General features: G+C 63.3%; 21 protein-coding genes and 1 pseudogene. 11 read left to right on the top strand and 11 right to left on the bottom strand.

Going from position 1 to position 21568, the window contains the following annotated elements; all coding sequences use genetic code 11:
• Positions 1 to 189 precede the first annotated feature (189 nt).
• The gene (locus tag BMW89_RS36395) at positions 190 to 1344 is read left to right on the top strand and encodes an alpha/beta fold hydrolase (protein ID WP_177196575.1); all 1155 of its coding nucleotides are present in this window, start codon (positions 190 to 192) and stop codon (positions 1342 to 1344) included.
• 112 nt (positions 1345 to 1456) lie between these two features.
• Positions 1457 to 1822 (top strand): hypothetical protein, encoded by a 366-nt coding sequence (locus tag BMW89_RS36390; protein ID WP_092035156.1) that lies wholly within the window; start codon positions 1457 to 1459, stop codon positions 1820 to 1822.
• Positions 1823 to 1992: 170 nt separating this feature from the next.
• Here BMW89_RS36390 and BMW89_RS36385 read toward each other — a convergent pair whose 3' ends face one another.
• Complete coding sequence (locus BMW89_RS36385) at positions 1993 to 2715, bottom strand: hypothetical protein (RefSeq protein WP_092035155.1); 723 nt, start codon at positions 2713 to 2715, stop codon at positions 1993 to 1995.
• A gap of 174 nt (positions 2716 to 2889) precedes the next feature.
• On the opposite strand from BMW89_RS36385, the gene mbfA reads away from it, so the two are divergent.
• The 4 genes and pseudogenes from mbfA to BMW89_RS36365 all read left to right on the top strand — a co-directional run bounded on the left by mbfA (position 2890) and on the right by BMW89_RS36365 (position 6865).
• Entirely contained in the window at positions 2890 to 3861 is a 972-nt protein-coding gene (gene mbfA, locus BMW89_RS36380; protein WP_092035154.1) for an iron exporter MbfA, read from the top strand.
• 12 nt (positions 3862 to 3873) lie between these two features.
• Complete coding sequence (locus BMW89_RS36375; RefSeq protein WP_244547781.1) at positions 3874 to 4740, top strand: hypothetical protein; 867 nt, start codon at positions 3874 to 3876, stop codon at positions 4738 to 4740.
• A gap of 31 nt (positions 4741 to 4771) precedes the next feature.
• Entirely contained in the window at positions 4772 to 5302 is a 531-nt protein-coding gene (locus tag BMW89_RS36370; protein ID WP_092035152.1) for a cytochrome b, read from the top strand.
• A 90-nt stretch (positions 5303 to 5392) separates the two neighbouring features.
• A pseudogene (locus tag BMW89_RS36365) lies at positions 5393 to 6865 on the top strand (amidase).
• Positions 6866 to 6977: 112 nt separating this feature from the next.
• Here the strand turns inward: BMW89_RS36365 and BMW89_RS36360 are convergent.
• Both BMW89_RS36360 and BMW89_RS36355 read right to left on the bottom strand, forming a co-directional pair.
• Positions 6978 to 8066, bottom strand: coding sequence for a Zn-dependent alcohol dehydrogenase (locus tag BMW89_RS36360; protein ID WP_092035151.1), 1089 nt, complete (start codon positions 8064 to 8066; stop codon positions 6978 to 6980).
• A 46-nt stretch (positions 8067 to 8112) separates the two neighbouring features.
• Positions 8113 to 9897, bottom strand: a complete 1785-nt coding sequence (locus BMW89_RS36355; RefSeq protein ID WP_092035150.1) for an acyl-CoA dehydrogenase family protein — start codon at positions 9895 to 9897, stop codon at positions 8113 to 8115.
• A gap of 221 nt (positions 9898 to 10118) precedes the next feature.
• Here BMW89_RS36355 and BMW89_RS36350 point away from each other — a divergent pair, with 221 nt between their 5' ends.
• Positions 10119 to 10820 carry an SDR family NAD(P)-dependent oxidoreductase gene (locus BMW89_RS36350; protein WP_092035149.1) on the top strand — a complete coding sequence of 234 codons (702 nt, stop codon included), beginning with the start codon at positions 10119 to 10121 and terminating at the stop codon, positions 10818 to 10820.
• Positions 10821 to 10943: 123 nt separating this feature from the next.
• Entirely contained in the window at positions 10944 to 11774 is an 831-nt protein-coding gene (locus tag BMW89_RS36345; protein ID WP_092035148.1) for an enoyl-CoA hydratase, read from the top strand.
• Positions 11775 to 11850: 76 nt separating this feature from the next.
• On the opposite strand, the gene BMW89_RS36340 is transcribed toward BMW89_RS36345, so the two are convergent.
• Both BMW89_RS36340 and BMW89_RS36335 read right to left on the bottom strand, forming a co-directional pair.
• The gene (locus tag BMW89_RS36340) at positions 11851 to 12474 is read right to left on the bottom strand and encodes a GNAT family N-acetyltransferase (protein ID WP_092035147.1); all 624 of its coding nucleotides are present in this window, start codon (positions 12472 to 12474) and stop codon (positions 11851 to 11853) included.
• Positions 12475 to 12555: 81 nt separating this feature from the next.
• On the bottom strand, positions 12556 to 12759 hold the full coding sequence (locus tag BMW89_RS36335; RefSeq protein WP_092035146.1) for a DUF1127 domain-containing protein: 204 nt from the start codon (positions 12757 to 12759) through the stop codon (positions 12556 to 12558).
• Between the two features lie 110 nt (positions 12760 to 12869).
• Between BMW89_RS36335 and BMW89_RS36330 the strand changes: the two genes are divergently transcribed.
• Together BMW89_RS36330 and BMW89_RS36325 are read left to right on the top strand one after the other, a co-directional pair.
• The gene (locus tag BMW89_RS36330) at positions 12870 to 13769 is read left to right on the top strand and encodes a transcriptional regulator GcvA (RefSeq protein ID WP_092035145.1); all 900 of its coding nucleotides are present in this window, start codon (positions 12870 to 12872) and stop codon (positions 13767 to 13769) included.
• A gap of 142 nt (positions 13770 to 13911) precedes the next feature.
• Positions 13912 to 15243 carry an MFS transporter gene (locus tag BMW89_RS36325; protein ID WP_092035144.1) on the top strand — a complete coding sequence of 444 codons (1332 nt, stop codon included), beginning with the start codon at positions 13912 to 13914 and terminating at the stop codon, positions 15241 to 15243.
• Between the two features lie 191 nt (positions 15244 to 15434).
• Here BMW89_RS36325 and BMW89_RS36320 read toward each other — a convergent pair whose 3' ends face one another.
• From BMW89_RS36320 to BMW89_RS36310, 3 genes are read right to left on the bottom strand one after another with little or no spacing between them, the layout of a single operon-like run.
• Positions 15435 to 15848 (bottom strand): Rieske (2Fe-2S) protein, encoded by a 414-nt coding sequence (locus tag BMW89_RS36320; protein ID WP_092035143.1) that lies wholly within the window; start codon positions 15846 to 15848, stop codon positions 15435 to 15437.
• On the bottom strand, positions 15848 to 16957 hold the full coding sequence (locus BMW89_RS36315; protein ID WP_092035142.1) for an amidohydrolase family protein: 1110 nt from the start codon (positions 16955 to 16957) through the stop codon (positions 15848 to 15850). Before BMW89_RS36315 ends, BMW89_RS36320 begins: the two co-directional genes overlap by 1 nt.
• Positions 16954 to 18039 carry an amidohydrolase family protein gene (locus BMW89_RS36310; protein WP_177196574.1) on the bottom strand — a complete coding sequence of 362 codons (1086 nt, stop codon included), beginning with the start codon at positions 18037 to 18039 and terminating at the stop codon, positions 16954 to 16956. The genes BMW89_RS36315 and BMW89_RS36310 overlap by 4 nt, the downstream gene beginning before the upstream one ends.
• Positions 18040 to 18178: 139 nt before the next feature.
• Here BMW89_RS36310 and BMW89_RS36305 point away from each other — a divergent pair, with 139 nt between their 5' ends.
• Positions 18179 to 18661 (top strand): CinA family protein, encoded by a 483-nt coding sequence (locus BMW89_RS36305; RefSeq protein WP_092035140.1) that lies wholly within the window; start codon positions 18179 to 18181, stop codon positions 18659 to 18661.
• Positions 18662 to 18828: 167 nt separating this feature from the next.
• Here the strand turns inward: BMW89_RS36305 and BMW89_RS36300 are convergent, their stop codons facing one another.
• The 3 genes from BMW89_RS36300 to BMW89_RS36290 all read right to left on the bottom strand — a co-directional run bounded on the left by BMW89_RS36300 (position 18829) and on the right by BMW89_RS36290 (position 21448).
• A complete protein-coding gene (locus BMW89_RS36300; protein WP_177196576.1) occupies positions 18829 to 19104 on the bottom strand; it encodes a DUF1488 family protein in 276 nt (91 codons plus the stop codon).
• Between the two features lie 135 nt (positions 19105 to 19239).
• Entirely contained in the window at positions 19240 to 19857 is a 618-nt protein-coding gene (locus BMW89_RS36295) for a tetratricopeptide repeat protein (protein ID WP_092035138.1), read from the bottom strand.
• A gap of 121 nt (positions 19858 to 19978) precedes the next feature.
• Entirely contained in the window at positions 19979 to 21448 is a 1470-nt protein-coding gene (locus tag BMW89_RS36290) for an AMP nucleosidase (protein ID WP_092035137.1), read from the bottom strand.
• Positions 21449 to 21568: the final 120 nt, after the last annotated feature.

Genomic DNA, 21568 nt, shown 5'->3' with positions numbered 1-21568 from the left:
TGCCAGCCAGCTCCGCTGGCTCAGTTCGATTGCAACGAAAATTGTGCCACTATGTCCGGCGGTGGGCGTGCTCTCGGTCGATGCTTGCATCAGACTCTCCGGTGGTTCGAGTGTGGAAACCCAAACCTAACGGATAGGGCTCGCTCACCGCCCCATGGAATCTACGATTCCACCCGAGTGGAGAAAACGATGACCGCGCTCCCCGACATCCCCCTGCCCGCCGGTATCCGCTCGCGTTATGTCGACGGCATCAACGGCTTGCGCATGCATGTGCTCGAAGCCGGCTTCGAGACCAAGGGGCGCCCCTGCATCCTGCTGCTGCACGGCTTTCCCGAGCTCGCCTTCTCCTGGCGCAAGGTGATGCCGGCGCTCGCCGCGGCCGGCTATCACGTGATCGCGCCCGACCAGCGTGGCTATGGCCGCACCACCGGATGGACCGCGGACTATGACGGCGACCTCACGCCGTTCTCGCTTCTCAACCTGGTGCGCGACGCGCTCGCTTTGGTGTCGGCGTTCGGTTACAGGCAGGTCGATCTCGCCGGGCATGATTTCGGCAGCCCGGTCGCGGCCTGGTGCGCACTGATCCGGCCTGATGTGTTTCGCTCGGTGACGCTGATGAGCGCACCGTTCAGTGGAGCACCGCCACTGCCGTTCAACACCGTCGATGCACCGGCGAAGCCTGCGGTTGAAGATCCCGTGCATCGCGAGCTCGCCGCGCTGCCGCGCCCGCGCATTCACTATCAATGGTACTACGCGATGCGCCCGGCCAACGCTGACATGCAGCATGCCCCGCAAGGCGTGCATGATTTCCTGCGTGCCTATTATCATCACAAGAGCGCGGACTGGACCGACAACAAGCCTTATCCGCTAAAATCGTGGTCGGCGGGCGAGCTCGCAAAACTGCCGACCTATTACGTGATGGACGCCGGCGAGACCATGGCCGAGACGGTGGCGAAGGAGATGCCCTCGCAGGCCACGATTGCCGCCAACCAATGGCTGCCGGACAGCGACCTCGCTTTTTACAGCGCCGAATATGGCCGCACCGGATTCCAGGGCGGGCTGCAATGGTATCGCTACGGCACGTCGGGCATGCTCAATAACGAGATGCAGCTGTTTGCGGGGCGCAGCATCGACGTGCCCTCGTGCTTCATCTCGGGCAAGCAGGATTGGGGCACCTATCAACGCCCCGGCGTGTTCGAGGCGATGCAAGGCCGCGGCTGCACAAACATGCTCGGCTGCCATCTCGTCGATGGCGCTGGCCATTGGGTGCAGCAGGAGCAGCCGGCCGAGGTCAGCCGCCTGCTGCTGCAGTTTCTCCGCACCGCCACCGTCTCGACACGTTGAAGCCGCGCCACGATCCCGTCACAGGGCGTTAATCCGCGGTTCAGGGAACATTCGGCAATGTCTGACGTTGCGTGATACCGGAGCTGGGTCCGGCGCCCAATGGAGAACGACGATGGACAAGAAGATCGCTGGACTATTAGGAGCGGTCGCCGCGCTCGGGACATTCGGCGTAGCCGACGCCGCGCCTGCGCCGACCGACGTCTTGCAAGCGAATTCATACGCCGACCTGCTGGAGCCGATTCCGAACGCCGGCGCCCTGCTCCAGGCCATCGATGAAGCGACGCCGCCAAAGACCGGCGAAGAGCTTCAGGTCGCCCAGTTCTACCATCACCACCATCATCATCACCACCATCACAGCTTCTATCGCCGCGGCTATTATGACGCGCCGGTCGTGGTGGTGCCGCGGTATCGGCGATATTATCGCCATCATCATCACCACCATCACCATCACCACAGCTTCTATCGCCGCGATTACTGAGGTCACGGTACGAGGGAAATGGGATGAACAGGACCTTCGGGTCCTGTTTGCTTTTGACAGCATCCAAATCGGGTAAAACAGGCAGAATCATCTTCCGCGAGCGCTGCACGCAGCCGGCGCGGAGATCAAGCCAACGACTGGAACGCCAAGTCCGAGCGTGGCCACCGGCCCTATTCGTTGCGAGCCTTTTCCTTTGCCGCCCGATGCAGGTGCCGGTACGTGCCGTCGAACACCGTATCTGATGAAGACGTCCATTCGGTACCCGCCGCCAATTTGGGCCGATTGGTGTAGATCCGGCGGGCCTGAAGCTCGCGCTCCGCCGCCTCTTCCTCGTTCATTGGCTCGAGTTCGAAGTTGGCTTCCTCGGGAATGACGATGATTTGTGCGAAGGGCTCGCTCGGTCGGAAGATGTGGGTTCGGCCTTCGGCCGGCGCCTTGAAGACGCAGAAGAACATCATCGGCCACCAATTGCGAACCAGCGCAGGAACGGCGATCGGCACGGTGTCGGTCCGATCGGTATAGAAACGCGGATGCGGCTCCGTGCGGATTGCCATGCCTTTCTCGACCTTGAGATCGAGCAGTATCTGGTAGGTGTAGAACGCATCGCCAAACTTGCGAAACGGCGGCCATTCCGCTCCCCCTTCCGGCGGCTCACCCCAATCGGCCTCGAGGACCAAGCAACCATCGCTGGTCGTCACGTGAAGCTCGAAATCATAGGGATAGAACAGCTCGATGCCGTATTGCGCACCCTCGGAAAAGGGCACGCAATGCCAGACCTGCTCACGCGAACCGTCCGCGCGCGGCTCGCGCTTGCCGGCCCATCCGGGGATTTCGAGCTTGGTGCGGCGTGGCGCCAGCCGCGGATCGTTCAGCCGAAACTTGACCTTGTCCATGATTCACCCCGTCAACCCACACTAAGAATTCGAACCTGCATCGCCGGACGCCGTTCCGTGCGCTCATCGCCGCCACGCGCGCAAGGATTCCGGCATTTCGCGTGAATTGACCCTGAACGATTTGCAGACTATATCACTTTAGAACTATTCTAAACTAGTCAACCAGGACACACCGTGAAGAATTTTGCCGATCTGACCGAGCGCGAGGTGCTTGCGGTCGCGATTGCCTCCGAGGAGGAAGACAGCCGCATCTACATGAGCTTCGCCGAGGATCTGAAGGAGCGCTACCCGGATTCGGCAAAGCTGTTCGAGCAGATGGCCGAGGAGGAGCGTGGCCATCGCCACATGCTGCTCGAGACGTACGAACAGCGTTTCGGCCAGCATCTGCCGCCGATCCGCCGCGAAAACGTCAAGGGATTTTTGCGCCGCCGTCCGATCTGGCTGACCAAGAACCTGCCGCTCGACACTATCCGCAAGGAAGTCGAGACCATGGAGTTCGAGGCCGAGCGCTTCTATGTGAAGGCCGCCGAACAGGCGCAGGACGTCGGTGTGCGCCGCCTGCTCGGCGATCTCGCCGAAGCAGAGAAAAGCCACGAGAACATCGCCGCCAAGCTGACCGACGAAATCCTGAAGCCCGACGTGCGCGCCGAGGAAGACCGCACGCGGCGGCGGATGTTCGTGCTGCAATATGTGCAGCCCGGCCTCGCCGGCCTGATGGACGGATCGGTCTCGACATTGGCGCCGCTGTTCGCGGCGGCCTTTGCCACGCACCAGAACTGGCAGACCTTTCTGGTCGGCCTCGCCGCCTCGATCGGCGCCGGCATCAGCATGGGCTTTGCGGAGGCGCTGTCCGACGACGGATCGCTGACCGGGCGCGGCTCGCCCTGGCTGCGCGGCGTCACCTGCGGCGCGATGACGACGCTCGGCGGGCTCGGCCACACGCTGCCTTATCTCGTGCCCGACAGCTGGGCCAACGCGTTCTGGATCGCGACGGGAATCGCCGGTGTCGTCGTGTTCTTCGAATTGTGGGCGATCGCCTTCATTCGCTCGCGCTACATGGACACGCCGTTCCTCCAGGCCGTGTTCCAGATCGTGCTCGGCGGCGCCATCGTGCTGGCGGTGGGGATATTGATCGGGGCGGCGTAGGCGGTGATGACGATGAAAAGGCATCTTTCATCCACCGTCGCTGCCGCGATCTTGATCGGCGGATCGATTCTAATTGCGTCAGGCGGGGCCGCGCGTGCCACCGATGAGATCCAAGTCTACAACGCCGGCATCGCCGATGTCGGCCAGTTCACGATCCAGCAGCACCTCAACTACGTCGCGCTTGGACAGAAGGACCCGCCCTTTCCTGGCGGCATCCCGTCCCACAACAGCCTCAACGGCACGCCGGAATTCGCCTATGGCATGACCGACTGGTGGGAGCTCGGGCTCTATCTGCCGTTCTCGGTGCAGAACCAGCAATTTTTGTCCGATGCCTTCAAGCTGCGCACCCTGTTCGTCTCGCCGCATGCGGCCGACCGCAATTTCTTCTACGGCGTGAATTTCGAGCTCGGCTACGAAATGCCACGATTCGCGCAGACCCGGTTCGGCCTCGAAATCCGGCCGATCATCGGCATCCGCAATGCCCAGTACGAGTTCATCGTCAATCCGATCGTCGACGTCGGCTTCGACCGCTATGGCGAGGTCGACTTTACCCCGGCCGCGCGCGTGGCGCGAAAATTCGGCAACGATCTGTTCGCGGGCTTCGAGTACTACGCCGATTTCGGCGAGATCGGGAATTTCAAGAAGCTCTCGGACCAGTCGCATACGCTGTTCGCGGTGACCGATTTCAAGGTCGGCGACTTCGGTGTGAACTTCGGCGTGGGCTACGGATTGACCCGTGCCTCCGATCGCCTCGTGGTCAAAACGATCATCGGCTACGCATTTCCGGTGCCCGGAGCGACATCCGATGCCAACGCGCGCATGGCCAGCGGCCCTATCAATCCGTTCGCGCATGCCTTTGCGCGCAGCTTCCAACCCTAGAGCGAAACTCATCGCTAGATCGGGCGCCCCCATGACGGCCCAACTGCACTATGGAACACCGGCCAAGATCATCCATTGGCTCATCGTCGCGCTGCTTGCCGTGCAATACCCGATCGGCTGGCTGATGCCTGACATCCACCGCGGCATGACGCCCGGCGCCGGGATGACGTTTCACCTCTCGATCGGGATTACAGTTCTGGCTCTGACCGCTCTCCGCCTGGTCTGGCGGCTGACCCATCCGGTCGCGCCAGAAAGCTCGCTGCCGGCCTGGCAACGGCTGAGCTCGGAAGCCGTGCACTGGCTGCTTTATGCGCTGGTCCTTGCGACCACGCTGACGGGCTGGCTGTTTGCGTCCTTCCGCGGCTGGTCCGTTTCGATCTTCTACCTCGTACCGCTGCCGATGCTGGCGTCCGACAACGAAGCCGCCGGGCGCACAGTCGACGGACTGCACCAGGCCATGGAATTGGCGTTGCTCGTCACCATCGTCATTCACGTCGCAGCCGCGCTCGCGCACATCTTCGTCTATCGCGACCGTGTCATGCAGCGGATGTTGCCCAGGTAGCTTTTGTAACAGGATAATTGCTGTCAAACGGCGGTTGCGACATCGGATAATTCTGCGCATCATTGTTGCAATGAAATGCAGGAGCATGTCGTGGCGAAATCGGAATGGAGTTTCAAGAGCGCGGTCGAGCTGTCGGCCGCGTTGATCGCGAAGAAGGTTTCTTCGGTCGAGCTCACGCAGGATGCGATCGACCGCATCGAACGGCACGACGGCAAGGTCAACGCGATCTGCGTGCGGGACTTTGATCGCGCACTGAGCGCCGCACGCGACGCGGACGCCGCATTGGCGCGCGGCGAGCGCAAGCCGCTGCTTGGCTTGCCCATGACGGTGAAGGAATCCTAGAATATCGCGGGCCTGCCGACGACCTGGGGCATTCCCGCCCAGAAGGATTTCATCGCAAAAGAAGACGCGCTGCCGGTCACGCGCGTGAAGGACGCCGGCAGCATCGTCATCGGCAAGACCAACGTGCCGCTCGGGCTCGGCGACTGGCAGAGTTACAACGACATCTACGGCACCACCAACAACCCCTACGATCTCGGCCGCACGCCCGGCGGCTCGTCCGGTGGCTCCTCGGCGGCGCTCGCGGCGGGCTATGGCCCGCTGTCGATCGGCTCCGATATCGGCGGCTCGCTGCGCGTGCCTGCCTTCCATTGCGGCGTCTATGCGCACAAGCCGACCTTCAATCTCGTGGCGATGCGCGGCCACACACCGCCGCCGCTGCCGCCCTTGCCGTTCGAGCGCGACCTCTCGGTGATCGGCCCGATGGCACGCAGCGCCGCCGATCTCTCGCTGGTGCTCGACGTGATGGCCGGGCCCGATCCGATCGATGCAGGTCTGGCTTACCGGCTTGAGCTGCCGGCGGCGCGGCATACTGCTTTCAAAGATTTCCGTGTGCTGGTGATCGACACCGATCCGGTGCTGCCGACCGATACCGCCGTGCGCGGCACCATCAACACGCTCGCCGACAACCTCGCCAAGTCAGGCGTGACAATCGCGCGCAGCTCTCCGCTGCTGCCGGATTTCGCGGCCTCCTCGAGGCTTTATATGCGCATGCTGCTGTCGTTCCTCGCCGCAAGCTTCGCGCCCGACATCTATGCCGGCGCGACGGCGGCCGCGGCCGCGCTGCCTGAGGGCGACAACAGCCTCCGCGCCGAGCGGCTGCGCGGCATCGCGCTCAGCCATCGCGACTGGCAGATGGCGAATGGCGGACGCACGCGGCTGCGCGCGCAATGGCGCGAGCTGTTCAAAACCTTCGACGCGGTGATCTGCCCGGTGATGCCGACGGCGGCCTATCCGCACGACCATTCGCCGGATCAGGAAAAGCGCCGCATCACGATCGACGGCAAGGAGCATGTCTATACCGACCAGCTCGCCTGGCCCGGCATCGCCACGCTTCCCGGCCTGCCCTCGACCGCGATCCCGACCGGCTTTGCACCGGACGGACTGCCGGTCGGCGTCCAGATCGTCGGTCCGTGGCTGGAAGACCGCACGCCGCTGAAGCTCGCCGAGCTGATCGAGCGCGAGTTCGGCGGGTTCGTGCCGCCGAAGATGTTTGATGATTAGTGTTCGCCGTCATTGCGAGCGAAGCGAAGCAATTCAGAGATCGTCCGGCAGAGACAGTCTGGATTGCTTCGTCGCAAGAGCTCCTCGCAATGACGGAGTAAAATAACTTGGCTCAGCTATCAAACATGATCACGCTGCGCAGCGTCTTGCCGGCCTTCATGTTGGCAAAGCCCTCGTTGATCTCGCTCAGCTTCAGCTTGGCAGAGATCCAGTCCTCCAGATGCAGCCGTCCCCGCAGGTAGAAATCGACCAGTCGCGGCATGTCCACGCGAAAATGGTTGGAGCCCATTGAGGACCCCTGGATCCGGCGCTCGCGCAAAAAGTCAAAGCCGTGCAGCTCGATCTTCTGGCCAAACGGGATCATACCGACGATGGTGGCGGTGCCGCCGGAGGCGAGCATGCCAAAGGCCTGCTCCGCGGTCTCCTTCCGGCCGAGCACTTCGAAGGAGTGATGCACGCCACCATTGGTGAGGTCGCGGACCTGCTTCACGACGTCGCCGTCGGCGGGGTTGATGATGTCGGTCGCGCCCAGCTTGGTCGCGAGCTGAAGCTTTGCCGGATTGGTGTCGATAGCGATGATGCGGCCAGCGCCGGCGATCTGCGCGCCGTTGATCGCGGCCATGCCGACACCGCCGCAGCCGATCACCGCCACGGTCTCGCCCGCCGTCACCTTCGCCGTGTTCACCACCGCGCCGTAGCCGGTGATAACGCCGCAGCCGATCAGCGCGGCGAGATCGAGCGGCATCTCCTTCCGGATTTTGACGATGGCGTTCTCGTGCACCAGCATCTGCTCGGCGAAGGATGAGAGATTCAGGAACTGATGCAGCTTCTCTGAGCGAGACCACTGCATCCGGTTGGAGGCGCCCGGCAGCAATTTTACCGTGGTGTCGGTGCAGAGCACGGTACGGCCGGTGGTGCAATTGTCGCAGGTGCCGCAGAACACGGACAGGCAAGTGACGACGTGATCGCCCGGCTTCACGTAAGTGACGTCGGAGCCGACCTGCTCGACGACACCAGCGGATTCGTGGCCAAGCACCGCCGGCAGCGGATGAGGATAAAGGCCTTCCATGAAGTGCAGGTCGGAGTGGCAGAGACCGGCCACTGACGTCCGGATCAGGACTTCGCGCGGGCCTGGCTTCGGCAGGCTGACATCCTCGATGACCAGCGGCTTGTTGACTTCATGCAGGACGGCGGCCTTCATCGAGAACTCCCTGTCGCTTTTTTTTGGTTTGATCGTGGCGCGTAGCCTACGCCGCCAGAACCAGTTCGCCAACCTCGCTCATGGAGGCTGAGCTGTCGCCGAGCAGCAACGCGGCGATCTTCGCTTGCACGGCATTTTCCGTCAGCCGGAACGGATCGCTCGGCGACACCCGATGATCGATCACCAGCCGCGACAGCAGCAACCTTCGTGCATCGCCGCGCATCTCATGGATGCGGTGCGCTTCCCAGGCGAGCGCGACCGCGCTTGCGACATGATAGAGCAGGCTCGTGGCGCGGCGCGCATCGGCCTCGTTCTCGGCCTTACTCGCGACCTCACGTGCAAAACCGACCGCACGATCGACGAGGCCGCGCAGGTTGACGCGCCAAGCCTGCGGCACGGAGGCGCTGTCATCGAGCCGCGCATGCAGATCGGCTGATAGCGCGGACTCCGCGCCATGGCGGCCGACGGCGCGCCGGAGCGCATCGATCGCGACGATGTTGCCGGTACCTTCCCAGACCGAGCCGAGATGGGCGTCGCGCAGCAAGCGCGGGGTGGCGAATTCCTCGATATAGCCGATGCCACCGCGCATCTCGAGCGCATCGCCGCAGACTTTTCGTGCATCACGCGTGGCGCGGAATTTCAAGGTCGGCGTCAGGATGCGCAGCAGCGCAGCCGCATCCTGGCTGCCGGCTTCCGCACGATCGAGCGCGTCGGCGGTGAGAAAACTCATCGATAGCGCCTGCTCGACCGGCAGCATGATTTTCAGCATCTGCCGCCGCCCGAGCGGCAGGTCGATGATGCGGCTACCGAACACCACCCGGTTCTTTGCGACAGTCATCGCATCATGATAGGCGCGGCGCATCAGCGCGGTGGACTTGACGCCGTTGGAGAGCCGCGACGAGTTCACCATCTCGGCCATCTGCACAAAACCGCGGTCGAGCTTGCCGACCGCGTAGGCGATCGCGCCTTCGAGCTTGATTTCGCCCGACGCCATCGAGCGGGTGCCGAGCTTGTCCTTCAGACGCACGATCCGGTAATGGTTCTGCGAGCCATCATCGAGGAAGCGCGGCATCAGGAACAGGCCGACGCCGCGCGTGCCGGGCCCGGCGCCTTCGGGGCGCGCCAGCAGCATCACGACCTTGGCGTCGGCGTTCGAGCAGAACCATTTCTCGCCATGGAGGCGCCAATGGTCGCCCTCCTGCACCGCCGTCGTCGTCAGTGTGCCGACATCGGAGCCGCCTTCCTTCTCGGTCATGAACTGGCCGCCCTGCGTCAGCTTGCTCATGTCGGTCTGGGTCAGGCCGTCGAGATACTTTGCTTTGAGCGCATCGCTGCCGAAATTCGAAAGCAGTTTTGCGCAGCCGTCGGTGACGTTGATCGGGCAGCCCATGCCGAATTCGGTCTGGTTGAACAGGAAGGTGAAAGCGTGTTTTGCCGCCACCGGATATTTGTCCGGCCAGCCCATGATGCCCTTGCGGATCGAGAGCGCGTGGATGCCGAATTCGCCGAATGCGGCGTTCTCCAGCTCGCGATAGGCCGGATGGTATTCGATATATTGCGTATCGCGGCCGAACTTGTCGCGCTGATGCAGCACCGGGGTATGCCGGTCGGCAAGGCGCGCGCAGTCGTCGAGACGGCCACCGGCCATCTCTCCCAGCCGATCGAGATGCGGCTCGATGTGGCGGAACAGCGTCTCCGGCAGATGGATGCGGAGCAAATCCGTCAGTGCCTGATCGGCGCGGTAGAAATTCATGCCTGACGTATCGGGCGCCAGCAGGCCAGATGGTGCGGCCGCGACATTTTGTGGCTGCGCTGTGACCGGCTTGTGCATGATCGTCCTCTTCGTTTCCGCCCGACGACAATTCTTACCGCTTGCCGCTTTGGATGATGTCGATCATGCTCCAGCCGCGGATGCGGATAAAGCCGCAAATTGTCAGGGAGGCATGACCGCCGTGAAGGAGCAATTCGCTCTGCGGAATTGTGATTGACCCGGCTGGTTGTCCGCGCGGCGGATACATAGATCAGCGCTTCCCGTCTCCGAGAGATCACCCCATGGAACACCCGAAATACAAGATCGCCCTCATCGTCGGCGCCGGCGAAGGCCTGAGCGCCTCGCTGGCACGGCTGCTGTCGGCGCAGGGCATCCGCGTCGCACTGGCCGCGCGAAAAATCGAGAAGCTGGGCGCGCTCTGTAGCGAGACCGGCGCCAAGGCCTATGCCTGCAATGCCACCGAGCCGGAGGAGGTCGAGCGGCTGTTTGGCCTCGTCGAGCGCGAGATCGGCACACCCGATCTCGTCGTCTACAACGCCAGCGGCCGCACCCGCGGGCCGTTCGTCGATCTCGTCCCGGCCGACGTCGCGCAGGCGATTGCAATCAGTGCCTATGGCGGCTTCCTGGTGGCGCAGCAGGCGGCAAAGCGTATGCTGCCGAACAAGCACGGCGCGATCCTGTTCACCGGCGCCTCCGCCAGCGTCAAGGGCTATGCGCAGTCGGCCTCGTTCGCGATGGGCAAGTTCGCGCTGCGCGGCCTCGCCCAGAGCCTGGCGCGCGAACTCTCTCCGCAGGGCATCCATGTCGCGCATTTCGTCATCGACGGCGGCATCAAGAGCGCGGCGCGGACGGAAGCCGCGGACAAACCGGATTCGATGCTCGATCCCGATGCGATCGCGGAGAGCTATTGGAACGTGCTGCAGCAGCCCCGCAGCGCCTGGAGCTGGGAGCTCGAGCTGCGCCCCTGGGTGGAGAAGTTTTGAGACAATAACGTAACAACAACCGTCATTGCGAGCGAAGCGAAGCAATCCAGAGATGTCTCCGCAGAAACAGACTGGATTGCTTCGTCGCTTCGCTCCTCGCAATGACGAAAGAGAGGGAGCGACATGACCACGGAAACCGCCATCGATACCGGCACCAACGAACTCCTCTGCGTCATCCGCGACCGCGTCGCTGTCATTACGCTGAACCGGCCGGAGGCGCGAAACGCGATGTCGGACACGCTGACGCCGGCGCTGCGCACGATGATCCGCAGTTGCGGCGAGAACCCCGATGTCGGCGCGCTGCTGCTCACCGGCGCTGGCGAAGCGTTTTGCGCCGGCGGCAATGTCAAAGGCATGGGCGCGCATCGCGACAAGGCCAAGCTCGAGATGCCCTTTGACGACAAGGTCGCCGATCTCCAGGAGCGGCAGCGGCTGCTCACGGGAGCATTGGTGTCGGTGCGCAAGCCGACCATCGCGGCGCTGCCCGGCCCTGCGGTCGGCGCCGGGCTTGCCATCGCCATGGCCTGCGACATCCGCATCGCCGCACAATCGGCCTTCGTCGCCACCGGCTACGCCCGCATCGCGCTCAGCGGCGATTACGGCATCGCCTGGCTGCTCACCCGGCTGGTCGGCACCGCGCGGGCGCGCGAGCTGCTGTTCACCGGCGATCGCGTCGATGCCGCACGAGCCGAGGCGATCGGCCTCGTCAACCGCGTCGTACCCGACGACAAGCTTCAGACGGAGGCCTTCGCCCTGGCAAAGTCGCTGGCCGAAGGCCCGCGCCTGGCGCTGCGCTACATGAAGGACAATCTCGACGAAGCCCTGTTGTTCGATTTCGAAACCGCCAGGGATCACGAGGCCGAGCGGCTGATCCGCCTGACCACGACCGCCGATCACAAGGAGGCGGTGCAGGCCTTCATCGAGAAGCGCAAGGCGGTGTTCACGGGGAAGTAGGCCGGCGCATTACCCCATCCACGAACGCAAAAAAATGCCCGGCTCTGGTTTGACCTGAGCCGGGCTTGGAGTGGTGTCAGACCGAGGCTGAGGGGCTTTCGGCCTGACGGGAAAGTGCTGCGAGACGCCAGCTCGCGCAGGGAATGTCTTTCGGCGCGACGTTGATCTCCTTGTCGAATCGCACCAGCTTCCAGTCATCAGGATGATTGACGAAGGCGAAGCCGGATTTGCGCGCGGCCGAGATCATGGGTTGGTTGGAGCGCAGCGTGTCGCCGAACATATGCTCGGCACCGAGCGCGGCCGCACGGCATTCGAGATTCTTCATCAGCGCGGTGGCGATGCCGTGGCCCTGCCAGCGATCGTCAACCGACAGTCCGAATTCCAGCGTCGACGTCTCAGCATGGAGCGCGTAGCGCGCCTCGGCGACAATCGTTTCAAAACCGTCGACCATCTTGGTCGCAACCACGGTGAAACGCTCGCGCGCTCCGACATCGAGGAATTCGCTCAGCAGGCCTTGTGGCAATTCGCTGATCGCACCGAAGAAGCGGTTGTAGCGGGAGCGGGTCGTGAGCGAGCGGAAATAGTGCTGAAGCTCCTCGGTGTCGCGCGGCTCGATGAAGCGCACGTTGAGCGGCTCACCCTGCCGGGTGCGCAGCACATCGGAATATTGCTTCAAATCTTCCAGGCGGAGAGTGCTCATGACACGAGCCCCAAAGCGACCAAAGGCGAAAACAGGACCGCCGGCGCCCCCAAAGTCAGGCGGCGCCGGCCTGGCGGCCAATCAGGCCCGCCAGAAGGGTTTATCGGCCTCGTGGGCAATGTCGGTCCAGGACAGCCCGACGTCGTGGAGATCGCGGGCGGTCCAGTTGGTAAGCTCACGCCGCGTGCGGTAGCGCTCGTGCCAGACGTGAAGCGTCTCGCCGATCTGCTCGATCACGCCCTGCGCATGATGATTTGTCATCGAATTATCAGTGCAAGTAGACATTTTCAGCTCCTTGAGCTAACTTGACCCGCAATATCTGCTTCCGAGTGCGTTGCGACAAACGACAATTTGTACCTCTTCGCATGAAATAAGCTCATGTATCCTGCTGCCAGATGACTGCCAGATTGCCGTCCCTGAACGGATTGCGGGCCTTTGAGGCCGCCGCGCGCCATCTCAGCTTCACGCTGGCGGCGTCCGAGCTGAGCGTGACCCAGACCGCGATCAGCCATCAGATCCGCCGGCTCGAGGAGGAGCTCGGCATTCGCCTGTTCATCCGGCAGAACCGCGCGCTGGCGCTGACGCCGGAGGCGCGCGACTATTTGCCGGGCATCCGAGCCGCCTTCAACGATCTGCGGCTGGCCACCGACCGGTTGCTGCGCAAGGACGACGACAAGGTGCTGACGATCTCGACGCTGGCTTCGCTCGCGGCAAAATGGCTGCTGCCGCGGCTGACCGATTTCCAGGAGCAGCATCCCGGCATCGACGTCCGCATCACCACATCGACCAGCCTCGTCGACTTCCAGCGCGACGATGTCGACGCCGCCATCCGCTACGGCCGCGGTCAGTGGCAGGGCCTGCGCGCCGACTGGCTGATGGCGGACGAGCTGTTCCCGGTGTGCAGTCCGTCGCTGCTGCGCGGCGACAAGCCGCTGCGCCAACCGGAGGATCTCCGAGGCTACACGCTGCTGCACACATCCAACGCCAACAGCGACGACTGGCGGCTGTGGCTGACGGCGGCGGGCCAGCCGTCCGATATCGCGCGGCAACCCGGCATCACCTTCGACATGATCTTCATGACCATCCAGGCCGCGATCGACGGCATCGGCGTGGCGATGGGCCGGACCTCCTACGTGCAGGACGACATCGCCAAAGGCCGGTTGGTCGTCCCCTTCAAGATCGCGCTGCCGGCCGATGCCGGCTTCTATCTGGTCTCACCGGAGGGCCGCCGCGAGGCGCCCAAGCTCGCCGCATTCCGCGAATGGATGATCGCTGCAACGCAAAATAAGGCCTGAAAAATCATCAACTTCCCCGGCAAATTCGATTGACTCGTACCGCCTCGCGCGGGAAGGGGTAGACAGATTGTCGCAGTATCGATCTGTCGCCTTGCCGTGAAATGAGTTCCGGTCCGGCCGCGTCTCGAAGGGGAATAACGTCATGGCTGGACCAGCAGACTCAACAAATCCGCCCGAGATCAAGTCGCGCATCGGCGCGATCCTGCGCGCCACATCAGGCAATTTCCTCGAGCAGTTCGACTTCTTCCTGTTCGGCTTCTATGCCGCGGCCATCGGCAAGGCGTTCTTCCCCTCGACTAACGAAACGGCCCAGCTGCTCAATACGTTCGGCGTATTCTGGCTCGGTGCGTTGATGCGCCCGGTCGGCGCCATCGTGCTCGGGGCCTATATCGACCGCATCGGCCGTCGCAAGGGCCTAATCGTCACGCTTGCGATCATGGCTGCCGGGACCGTGGTGATCGCGTTCTGCCCGACCTATGCGACGATCGGCGTCGCCGCGCCGATCATCGTGCTGTTCGGCCGCCTGCTGCAGGGCTTTTCCGCCGGCGTCGAGCTCGGCGGCGTCTCAGTCTACCTGTCGGAGATTTCGACGCCCGGCAACCGCGGCTTCTACACCTCGTTCCAGTCCTCCAGTCAGCAGGTCGCGATCTTCGTGGCGTCGATCCTCGGCTTTATCCTGAGCGAGATGATGCCGGCCGAGACCGTCACCGCCTGGGGTTGGCGCATTCCCTTCTTCGTCGGCTGCCTGATCATCCCGCTGATCTTCTTCCTGCGGCGGTCGCTTGAGGAGACGCCGGCATTTCTGGCAATGAAGAAGCACCCGACCGCCGCGGAGGTGTTCTCGTCGGCGCTCGCGAACTGGCGCATCGTCATCCTCGGCATGATGATCGCGATCCTGACCACGACGACGTTCTACTTCGTCACCGTCTACACGCCGACTTTCGGCAAGTCGGTGCTGAAGCTGTCGACGCAGGATGCGCTGCTGGTCACCTTGCTCGTCGCGGTCACCAACTTCTTCTGGAATCCGGTCGGTGGCGCACTGTCAGACCGCATCGGCCGCAAGCCGGTGTTGCTCACCATCGCTTGCCTGGCGCTGGTCACCGCCTATCCGGCGCTGCACTGGCTGGTGGCCGCGCCGACCTTCGGCAAGCTGCTCGCAGTCGAGATGATGTTCTCGTTCTATTTCGGCATGTACAGCGGCACCATGCTCGGTGCTCTGGTCGAGATCGTGCCAGCGCATGTCCGCACCACCTGCTTCTCGCTCGCCTTCGCGCTTGCGGCCGCGCTGTTCGGCACCTTCACGCCGTTCGCCTCGACCTTGCTGATCGAGCACACCGGCGACAAGGCCTCGCCTGGCTACTGGCTGATGCTGGCAGCCTTCCTCGGCATTATCGCGGCATCGGTCGTCTATCGCGGGGGGCGCCAGGCGGTGACGACGTATGATGCGGTCGGCGAACCGGCGGCGGGACACTGAGGGTCATTCCGGGGCGCGCGCTTCCTTCTTAACCTCGCCGCGCCTGCGGGGAGAGGTCGAATTCGATCGCAGATCGAATTCGGGTGAGGGGGTACAGGTCTCGCGGCATTCGAATGTGCGGAGAGAGCCCCTCACCCCAGCCCTCTCCCCGTAAGAACGGGGCGAGGGAGCGCACCTCCTGTGCGGCGCGGCTACAGCTCCACCACCACGTAGTCGCTCTCGACCCTCACCGTAACAGTCTCAGCGACATACGGGCCCTTGACCACGTTCGCGCCCGGCTCGACATGGGCCGGATACGCCTTCGCGCGGAAGCGGCGGGGATCGCAATAAGACTGGCCGGTGCGGATGTCGAACTCCCAGCCGTGCCAGGGGCAACGGATGATCTCGCCGAGTTTTGTATACTCGATCTCGCCGGGGTCGCTGGATTGCGCGAGCCCGATCAACGGCCCTTCGCATAACGCCGCACCTTGATGCGGGCAGCGGTTCATCAGGCCGAAATATTCGCCCTTGATGTTGAAGACCGCGATGGGCCGCCCGTCGATCTCCAGAAATTTTCGCGTTCCCGGCGGCAGTTCATCCACCGGGGCAATGACATGCCTCGCCATCAGGAAATGCCGTAAAGCTTCTTGGCGTTGCCGAGATAGAACGCCTCGCGATTGTCCTCGCTCACCCCCGCCGGCAGCACACGCGAGGGCTCGTCATAGTCCCAATGCGGATAGTCGGTCGCGAACAAGAGGCGATCCCAGCCGATCCACTTGATGATATCGAACAGATCTTCGCGCCGCTCCGGATCTTCCATCGGCTGCGTCGTCCACCACACTTGCTCACGGATATATTCCGACGGCGGCCGCTTCACATGCGGCACCTCGCTGCGCAGCCGCTGCCAGACCTTGTCCAGCCGCCACGCCAGCGACGGCGCCCAACCAAAACCGGCCTCGATCATCACCATCTTCAGCTTCGGGAAACGCTCGAACACGCCTTCCAAAACCAGGCTCGCCAGCGCCGATTGCTGGCACTGCGAATGTCCCACCATCTCCTCGATGTAATAGGACGGCCAGCCCGACGGCGTGATCGGGTTGCCGCCGAAGCCGAAGGCGTGGACGCCGACGGGAAGGCCGGCCTCTTCGGCGGCCTGATAGATCGGCCAATAGCGGCGCTGGCCGAGCGGCTCGACATTGCGGCTGAGCAAAAGCACCTGCACGAAGTTCTTGTCGCCGGCGCGCTCGCGGATTTCGGCGGCGGCCGACAGCCCGTCCTCATTGGCGACGACGATCGACGCCTTCAGCCGCTTGTCCTTGCTGGTCCATTTATCGATCTGCCAATCGTTGATGGCGGAACACAGCGCCGCCGAAAGCTCGTGATTGCGGATGCCCTGCCCGGTGTTGAGCGGATTGAGTACACCGAGTTGCACGTTGTTGGGATCGAGCAGTTGCTTCTGCATGAACGACAGCGAGGAGCCCTGCGGGCCGCCTTCCGGCGGATAGGCGTCGCGGCGCGAGGCGTTGGGCTGGGCTTTTGGATAGGGCGGGCCTTCCATCATGCCCTGATAGGCATGGACGCCGTAGACCTCGAGATGATGCTGCCAGCGTTTGGCGAGATACGGATAGAGCTCGGTGCGCGCGGCGCGGGCCGGATGGATGTCGCAGTCCGCGATCGCGGCCTTGGTCGTAAGGGGAGCGACGGAGTCCGTTTGTTCGCGGAACTGGATGTTCATGGCCTTGCCTCCTCGGGAGGGAGTTCTTTCAGGCGGGGATAGGTCGCATGCGGATTGTCGATCATGATCTTGCGCACGAGATCGGGGGTGAGGCCCTCGGGCAGCGCGTCCTGGCCGTCGAACTGCCAGTGCGGATAGTCCGTCGAGAATAGGACCAATTCGTCCGACTGCATATGATCAAACAGGCGAATTAATGTCTCAGCCTCGGGCGGCGCATCAAATGGCTGTAACGAGAAGCGGATGTTGCTGCGCACAATTTCGAGAGGTGCGCGATCGACCCAGGGCGTCTCCATCCGGACCCCGCGCCAGAATTTGTGCAGCCGCCAGAGATAGGGCGAGATCCAGGAGACGCCGGATTCCAGCATCACCATTTTCAGCCGCGGATACTTTGCGAAAACGCCCTCGACGATCAGGCTGGTGAGCTGTGTCTGAAACGCCTGGGCCTGACCGACATAATCCTCGATGTGGTAGGAACCCCACCCCACCGCAGTCGGCGGATTGTGATAGGCGGAACCGGCGTGGATGCCGACGGGGAGGTCGAGCCGTTCCGCCGCTTCATAGATCGGCCAGAGCGCGCGCTTGCCGAGCGGCGTATCGCCCATCACCAGCATGAGCACCTGCACGAAGCGCCGGTCCTGCGCGCAGCGCTCGATCTCGGCGACGGCCTTGTCGACGCTTTGCGTCGGGATCACGATCGAGCCGCGCAGGCGCTTGTCACGGTCGAGCCATTCCTTCACCAGCCAGTCGTTCAGCGCGCGGCAGAAGGCGGCCTGCAAATCTTCCGAGAACACCATCTGCACGCCGTAGAGCGGATTGCAGATGGCGTAGCCGAGCTGGAAGGGATCGAGCACATGGCGCTGCATATCCTCCAGGCTTTCGCCCGGCTTGCCGGTCTCGGGCCGCCAATCGGGCCGCGCCACGATCGGCGAGTTCTTCGGGTAGGATTGCGAGACGAGATCGACCATGCCGCGCGTCGTCACCTGATCGCGCCAATAATCGTTCAGGTACGGCAGCAGGCTGGTCAGATGCGGCACGGCCGGATGCACATCGCAATCCACCCCGCCGGCAATCAGGGACGCCATCACGTCTCCTTCGCGTTTCCTCGTCACAGTTTCTTGTCCGCCATTCAAGCAGGCCTGCCCGTCGCCCGCAACTCGGCCAAGGCTTCTGTCATATGCTAGAAAGGCGCAGCTCAGTTGCGAAGGAATAAGGGGTTTTGGGATGAAAGAGCTCGTCGGCATTGCGGAACAGGTCGCGGCCAAACTAATCGCGCGCAAACAGACCATTGCTGTGGCGGAATCCTCCACCGGCGGCCTGATCGCGGCCAGCCTGCTCGCGGTCCCCGGTGCCTCCGCCTACTTCCTCGGCGGCGCCGTGGTCTACACCCGCGATGCCCGGCGCGTGCTGATGGATATTTCGGACGAAGGAATGAAGGGCTTTCGTTCCTCCTCGGAGCCTTACGCAAAGCTGCTGGCCGAACAAATGCGCAGCCGCTTCAATGCCGACTGGGGCCTGTCCGAGACCGGCGCAGCCGGCCCCACCGGCAACCGCTACGGCGACGCCGCCGGCCATAGCTGCATGGCAGTCGCGGGACCTGCGGCGGAGGTGATCACACTGGAGACGGCAAGCGGCGACCGATTTGCGAATATGCAAGTGTTCGCGGCGACGGCGCTGAAGTTGTTGCTGAGGAATCTCGAAGGGTGATTGCATCGTTCCCAAAGTGAGTCGATAGCATCGCCGCAAACGCGCTGTCATGCTCCGCGAAAGCGGGGCATCCAGTACGCCGTGGCCCATCGATTCAACCACGACCGTCTCGGAGTACTGGATCGTCCGGTCAAGCCGGACGATGACAGCGGAGAATAGAGCAGCAGCTACCTTCCCAGATGCCGCATGAAAATCCGCACCACATATCCCCTGAACCGCGGCGCCTCGTCATAGATATCCGACGCGATCCGCTCGATGGTTTCGCGCAGGGACATGAACTGCGCCTGCCGCGCGCTGCTTTCGGTGCCCTGCATGCCCGCGAGCTCGTCCATCGCGGCATCGCTGATCTGGCATTGCACGACATCGCCGTCACTGGTCATGGTGAAGCGAAAGGCCAGACGTTCCAGGTCATGGCCGATGATCTTGTCGCGCGTCAGCGGCATCCAATTGTCCCGTTCGCGCCCCCGAACGGAACAATGCTGAAAATCTGGCGCGTTGTCACCATCCGCGCCAGAGGACATCGCGGTCATGCGACGTTCATCAACAGCGCGCTCACGTCAGTCGGCCACGCGCCGACGTCAGTAGGCGAGCGCCGTGCCGGTCGGCCTGTCCAGTGCCGCGGCGAGCGATCGATACTCCTCGCAATCCGTCCCGCAGATGGATGCAATTCGACTGAGGTGATAGAGCGCTTGCTCGCGATTGCCTCGCTCGAGCTGCCACAGTCCATAATATTGCCACGTCAGCACGTGGTTCGGATCGACCTGCAATGCGCGTTCGTACCAGACCTGCGACTGCTCGTAGTCGCCGAGCTTGCGATAGGAGTAGCCGATGAGGTTGGCGACGTTCGGATGGTCGTCATGGCCGAGCGACTTCAATTGCACGATCGCAGCCGCATAGTCGTTGCGTTCGTAGATGGTGTCATAGGCGATGCGGTAGCCGGCCGCGAAAGCGGGATCGCCGATGCTGGACTGGTTGTTCGGCTTCTTGCCTTTCTGGGTTGCCTTGGTACCCGGGCGCTTGGGATAGGTTGGCTGCGGCTTCTGATCCGCATAGGCCCCGGCATAGGGATCGGTGGAGCTGATGCCGCCACCGCCTCCTCCGCCACCGCCGCCTCCCCCCGCGGCAAACGCCGGCGAGCTCAACAAAGCTGCCGCAAACGTACCAAGCGTGACGAGCCTGATCATCGCTGTGATCATGTCTGTCTCCTGTCCTGTTTCAAGCAGCCCCGGACGATTTGATAACCCTGCCTTGGCAGCGATATTCCAGGACGCTGTGCACGCGGAGACATCAGCATTCGTACGACAGGTCTGTTGTCCTTTACTGAAACGCGACCTCGGCAAAGCTCCGCAGCTTGCGCGAATGCAGCCGCTCGGATTCCTGCTGCTTCAACCGCTCCAGTGCCTTCAGACCGATCTCGAGATGCTGGCCGACGCGGCGGCGGTAGAATTCGCTGGCCATGCCGGCGAGCTTGATCTCGCCGTGCAGCGGCTTGTCGGAGACGCAGAGCAGCGTGCCGTAGGGCACGCGGAAGCGATAGCCGTTGGCGGCGATCGCGGCCGATTCCATGTCGAGCGCCACCGCGCGCGACTGCGACATGCGGCGGATCACCTCGGGCCCCGAAATCTCCCAATTGCGGTTGTCGACGCTGGCGACGGTACCGGTGCGCATCAGGCGCTTGAGCTCAAAGCCTTCGAGGCCGGTGACGTCCTCGACCGCCTGTTCGAGCGCGACCTGCATCTCCGCCAGCGCCGGGATCGGCACCCACAGCGGCAGCTCACGGTCGAGCACGTGATCCTCTCGCACATAGCCGTGGGCAAGCACGTAGTCGCCGAGCCGCTGCGTGTTGCGCAGGCCCGCGCAATGGCCGAGCATCAGCCAGGCATGCGGCCGCAGCACGGCGACGTGATCGGTGACATTGCGCGCGTTCGACGGGCCGGTGCCGATGTTGATCAGGGTGATGCCGCGATAGCCTGATGCGACCAGGTGGAAGGCCGGCATCTGCGGCGTGCGCGCCGGCGCGTCTCCGGCCGCCGTTCCGCCAGCACGCATGATGACGTTGCCGGGCGCGACAAAGGCGTCGAGCCCGGCCTCGCCGGACTGAATCCGCTGCTGGCAGGCTTGCGCGAAGGCGTCGACATAGAACTGGTAGTTGGTGAAGATCACAAAATTCTGGAAATGCTCGGGGTCGGTGCCGGTGTAGTGGTAGAGCCGGCGCAGCGAGTAATCGACGCGAGCGGCGCGGAACAGCGACAGCGGCTCCGGTGCGCCGGGCTGAAGCTCGAAGGTGCCATCCGCAATCGAATCGTCCATCGTTGCGAGATCAGGCACGTCGAACGCATCGCGTAGCGATCGCGTCACCGGCGAGTTTTCGCTGGTGGTGATGGCGGCCTCGATGTTGATGTCGCGGCGATAGGCGAAGTGAATCGGGATCGGCTCGGCGGATTCACCGATCTCCACGGGCACGCCGTGATTCTGGATCAACAACCCGATCTGCTCGGTAAGGTAGGCGCGAAACAGGTCCGGCCGCGTGACGCTGGTCTCGTGCACGCCGGGGCCGGCGACGAAGCCGTAAGCGAGACGCGAATCCAGCCGCGCATGCGTCGCGGTGGTGAGGCGGACGAAGGGGTAGTAGGCCCGCACCCGCGTCGTGATCGCCTCGCCGTTGACATAGGCCTCGAACCGGTCGCGCAGGAATTTCGTGTTGCGCTCGTAGATCTCTTCGAGGCGGGCGACGGCAAGGCTGGCGTCGTTGAAGGATTTGGTGGCGATGGAGGGTGGGGATTGCATTGTTCGACCGCCGGGTTGCTGGGGCTTTGAGTCGAACTATAGCAAAGAAGAAGGAACCGTAGGGTGGGTTAGCGCAGCGTAACCCACCACTTCTGCCTCCGCGGATCGAGAAGTGGTGGG

Origin of the sequence: Bradyrhizobium sp. OK095, from assembly GCF_900109945.1 — a bacterium.
Lineage (GTDB): Bacteria > Pseudomonadota > Alphaproteobacteria > Rhizobiales > Xanthobacteraceae > Bradyrhizobium.
This window is presented reverse-complemented; position numbering and strand designations above follow the sequence as displayed.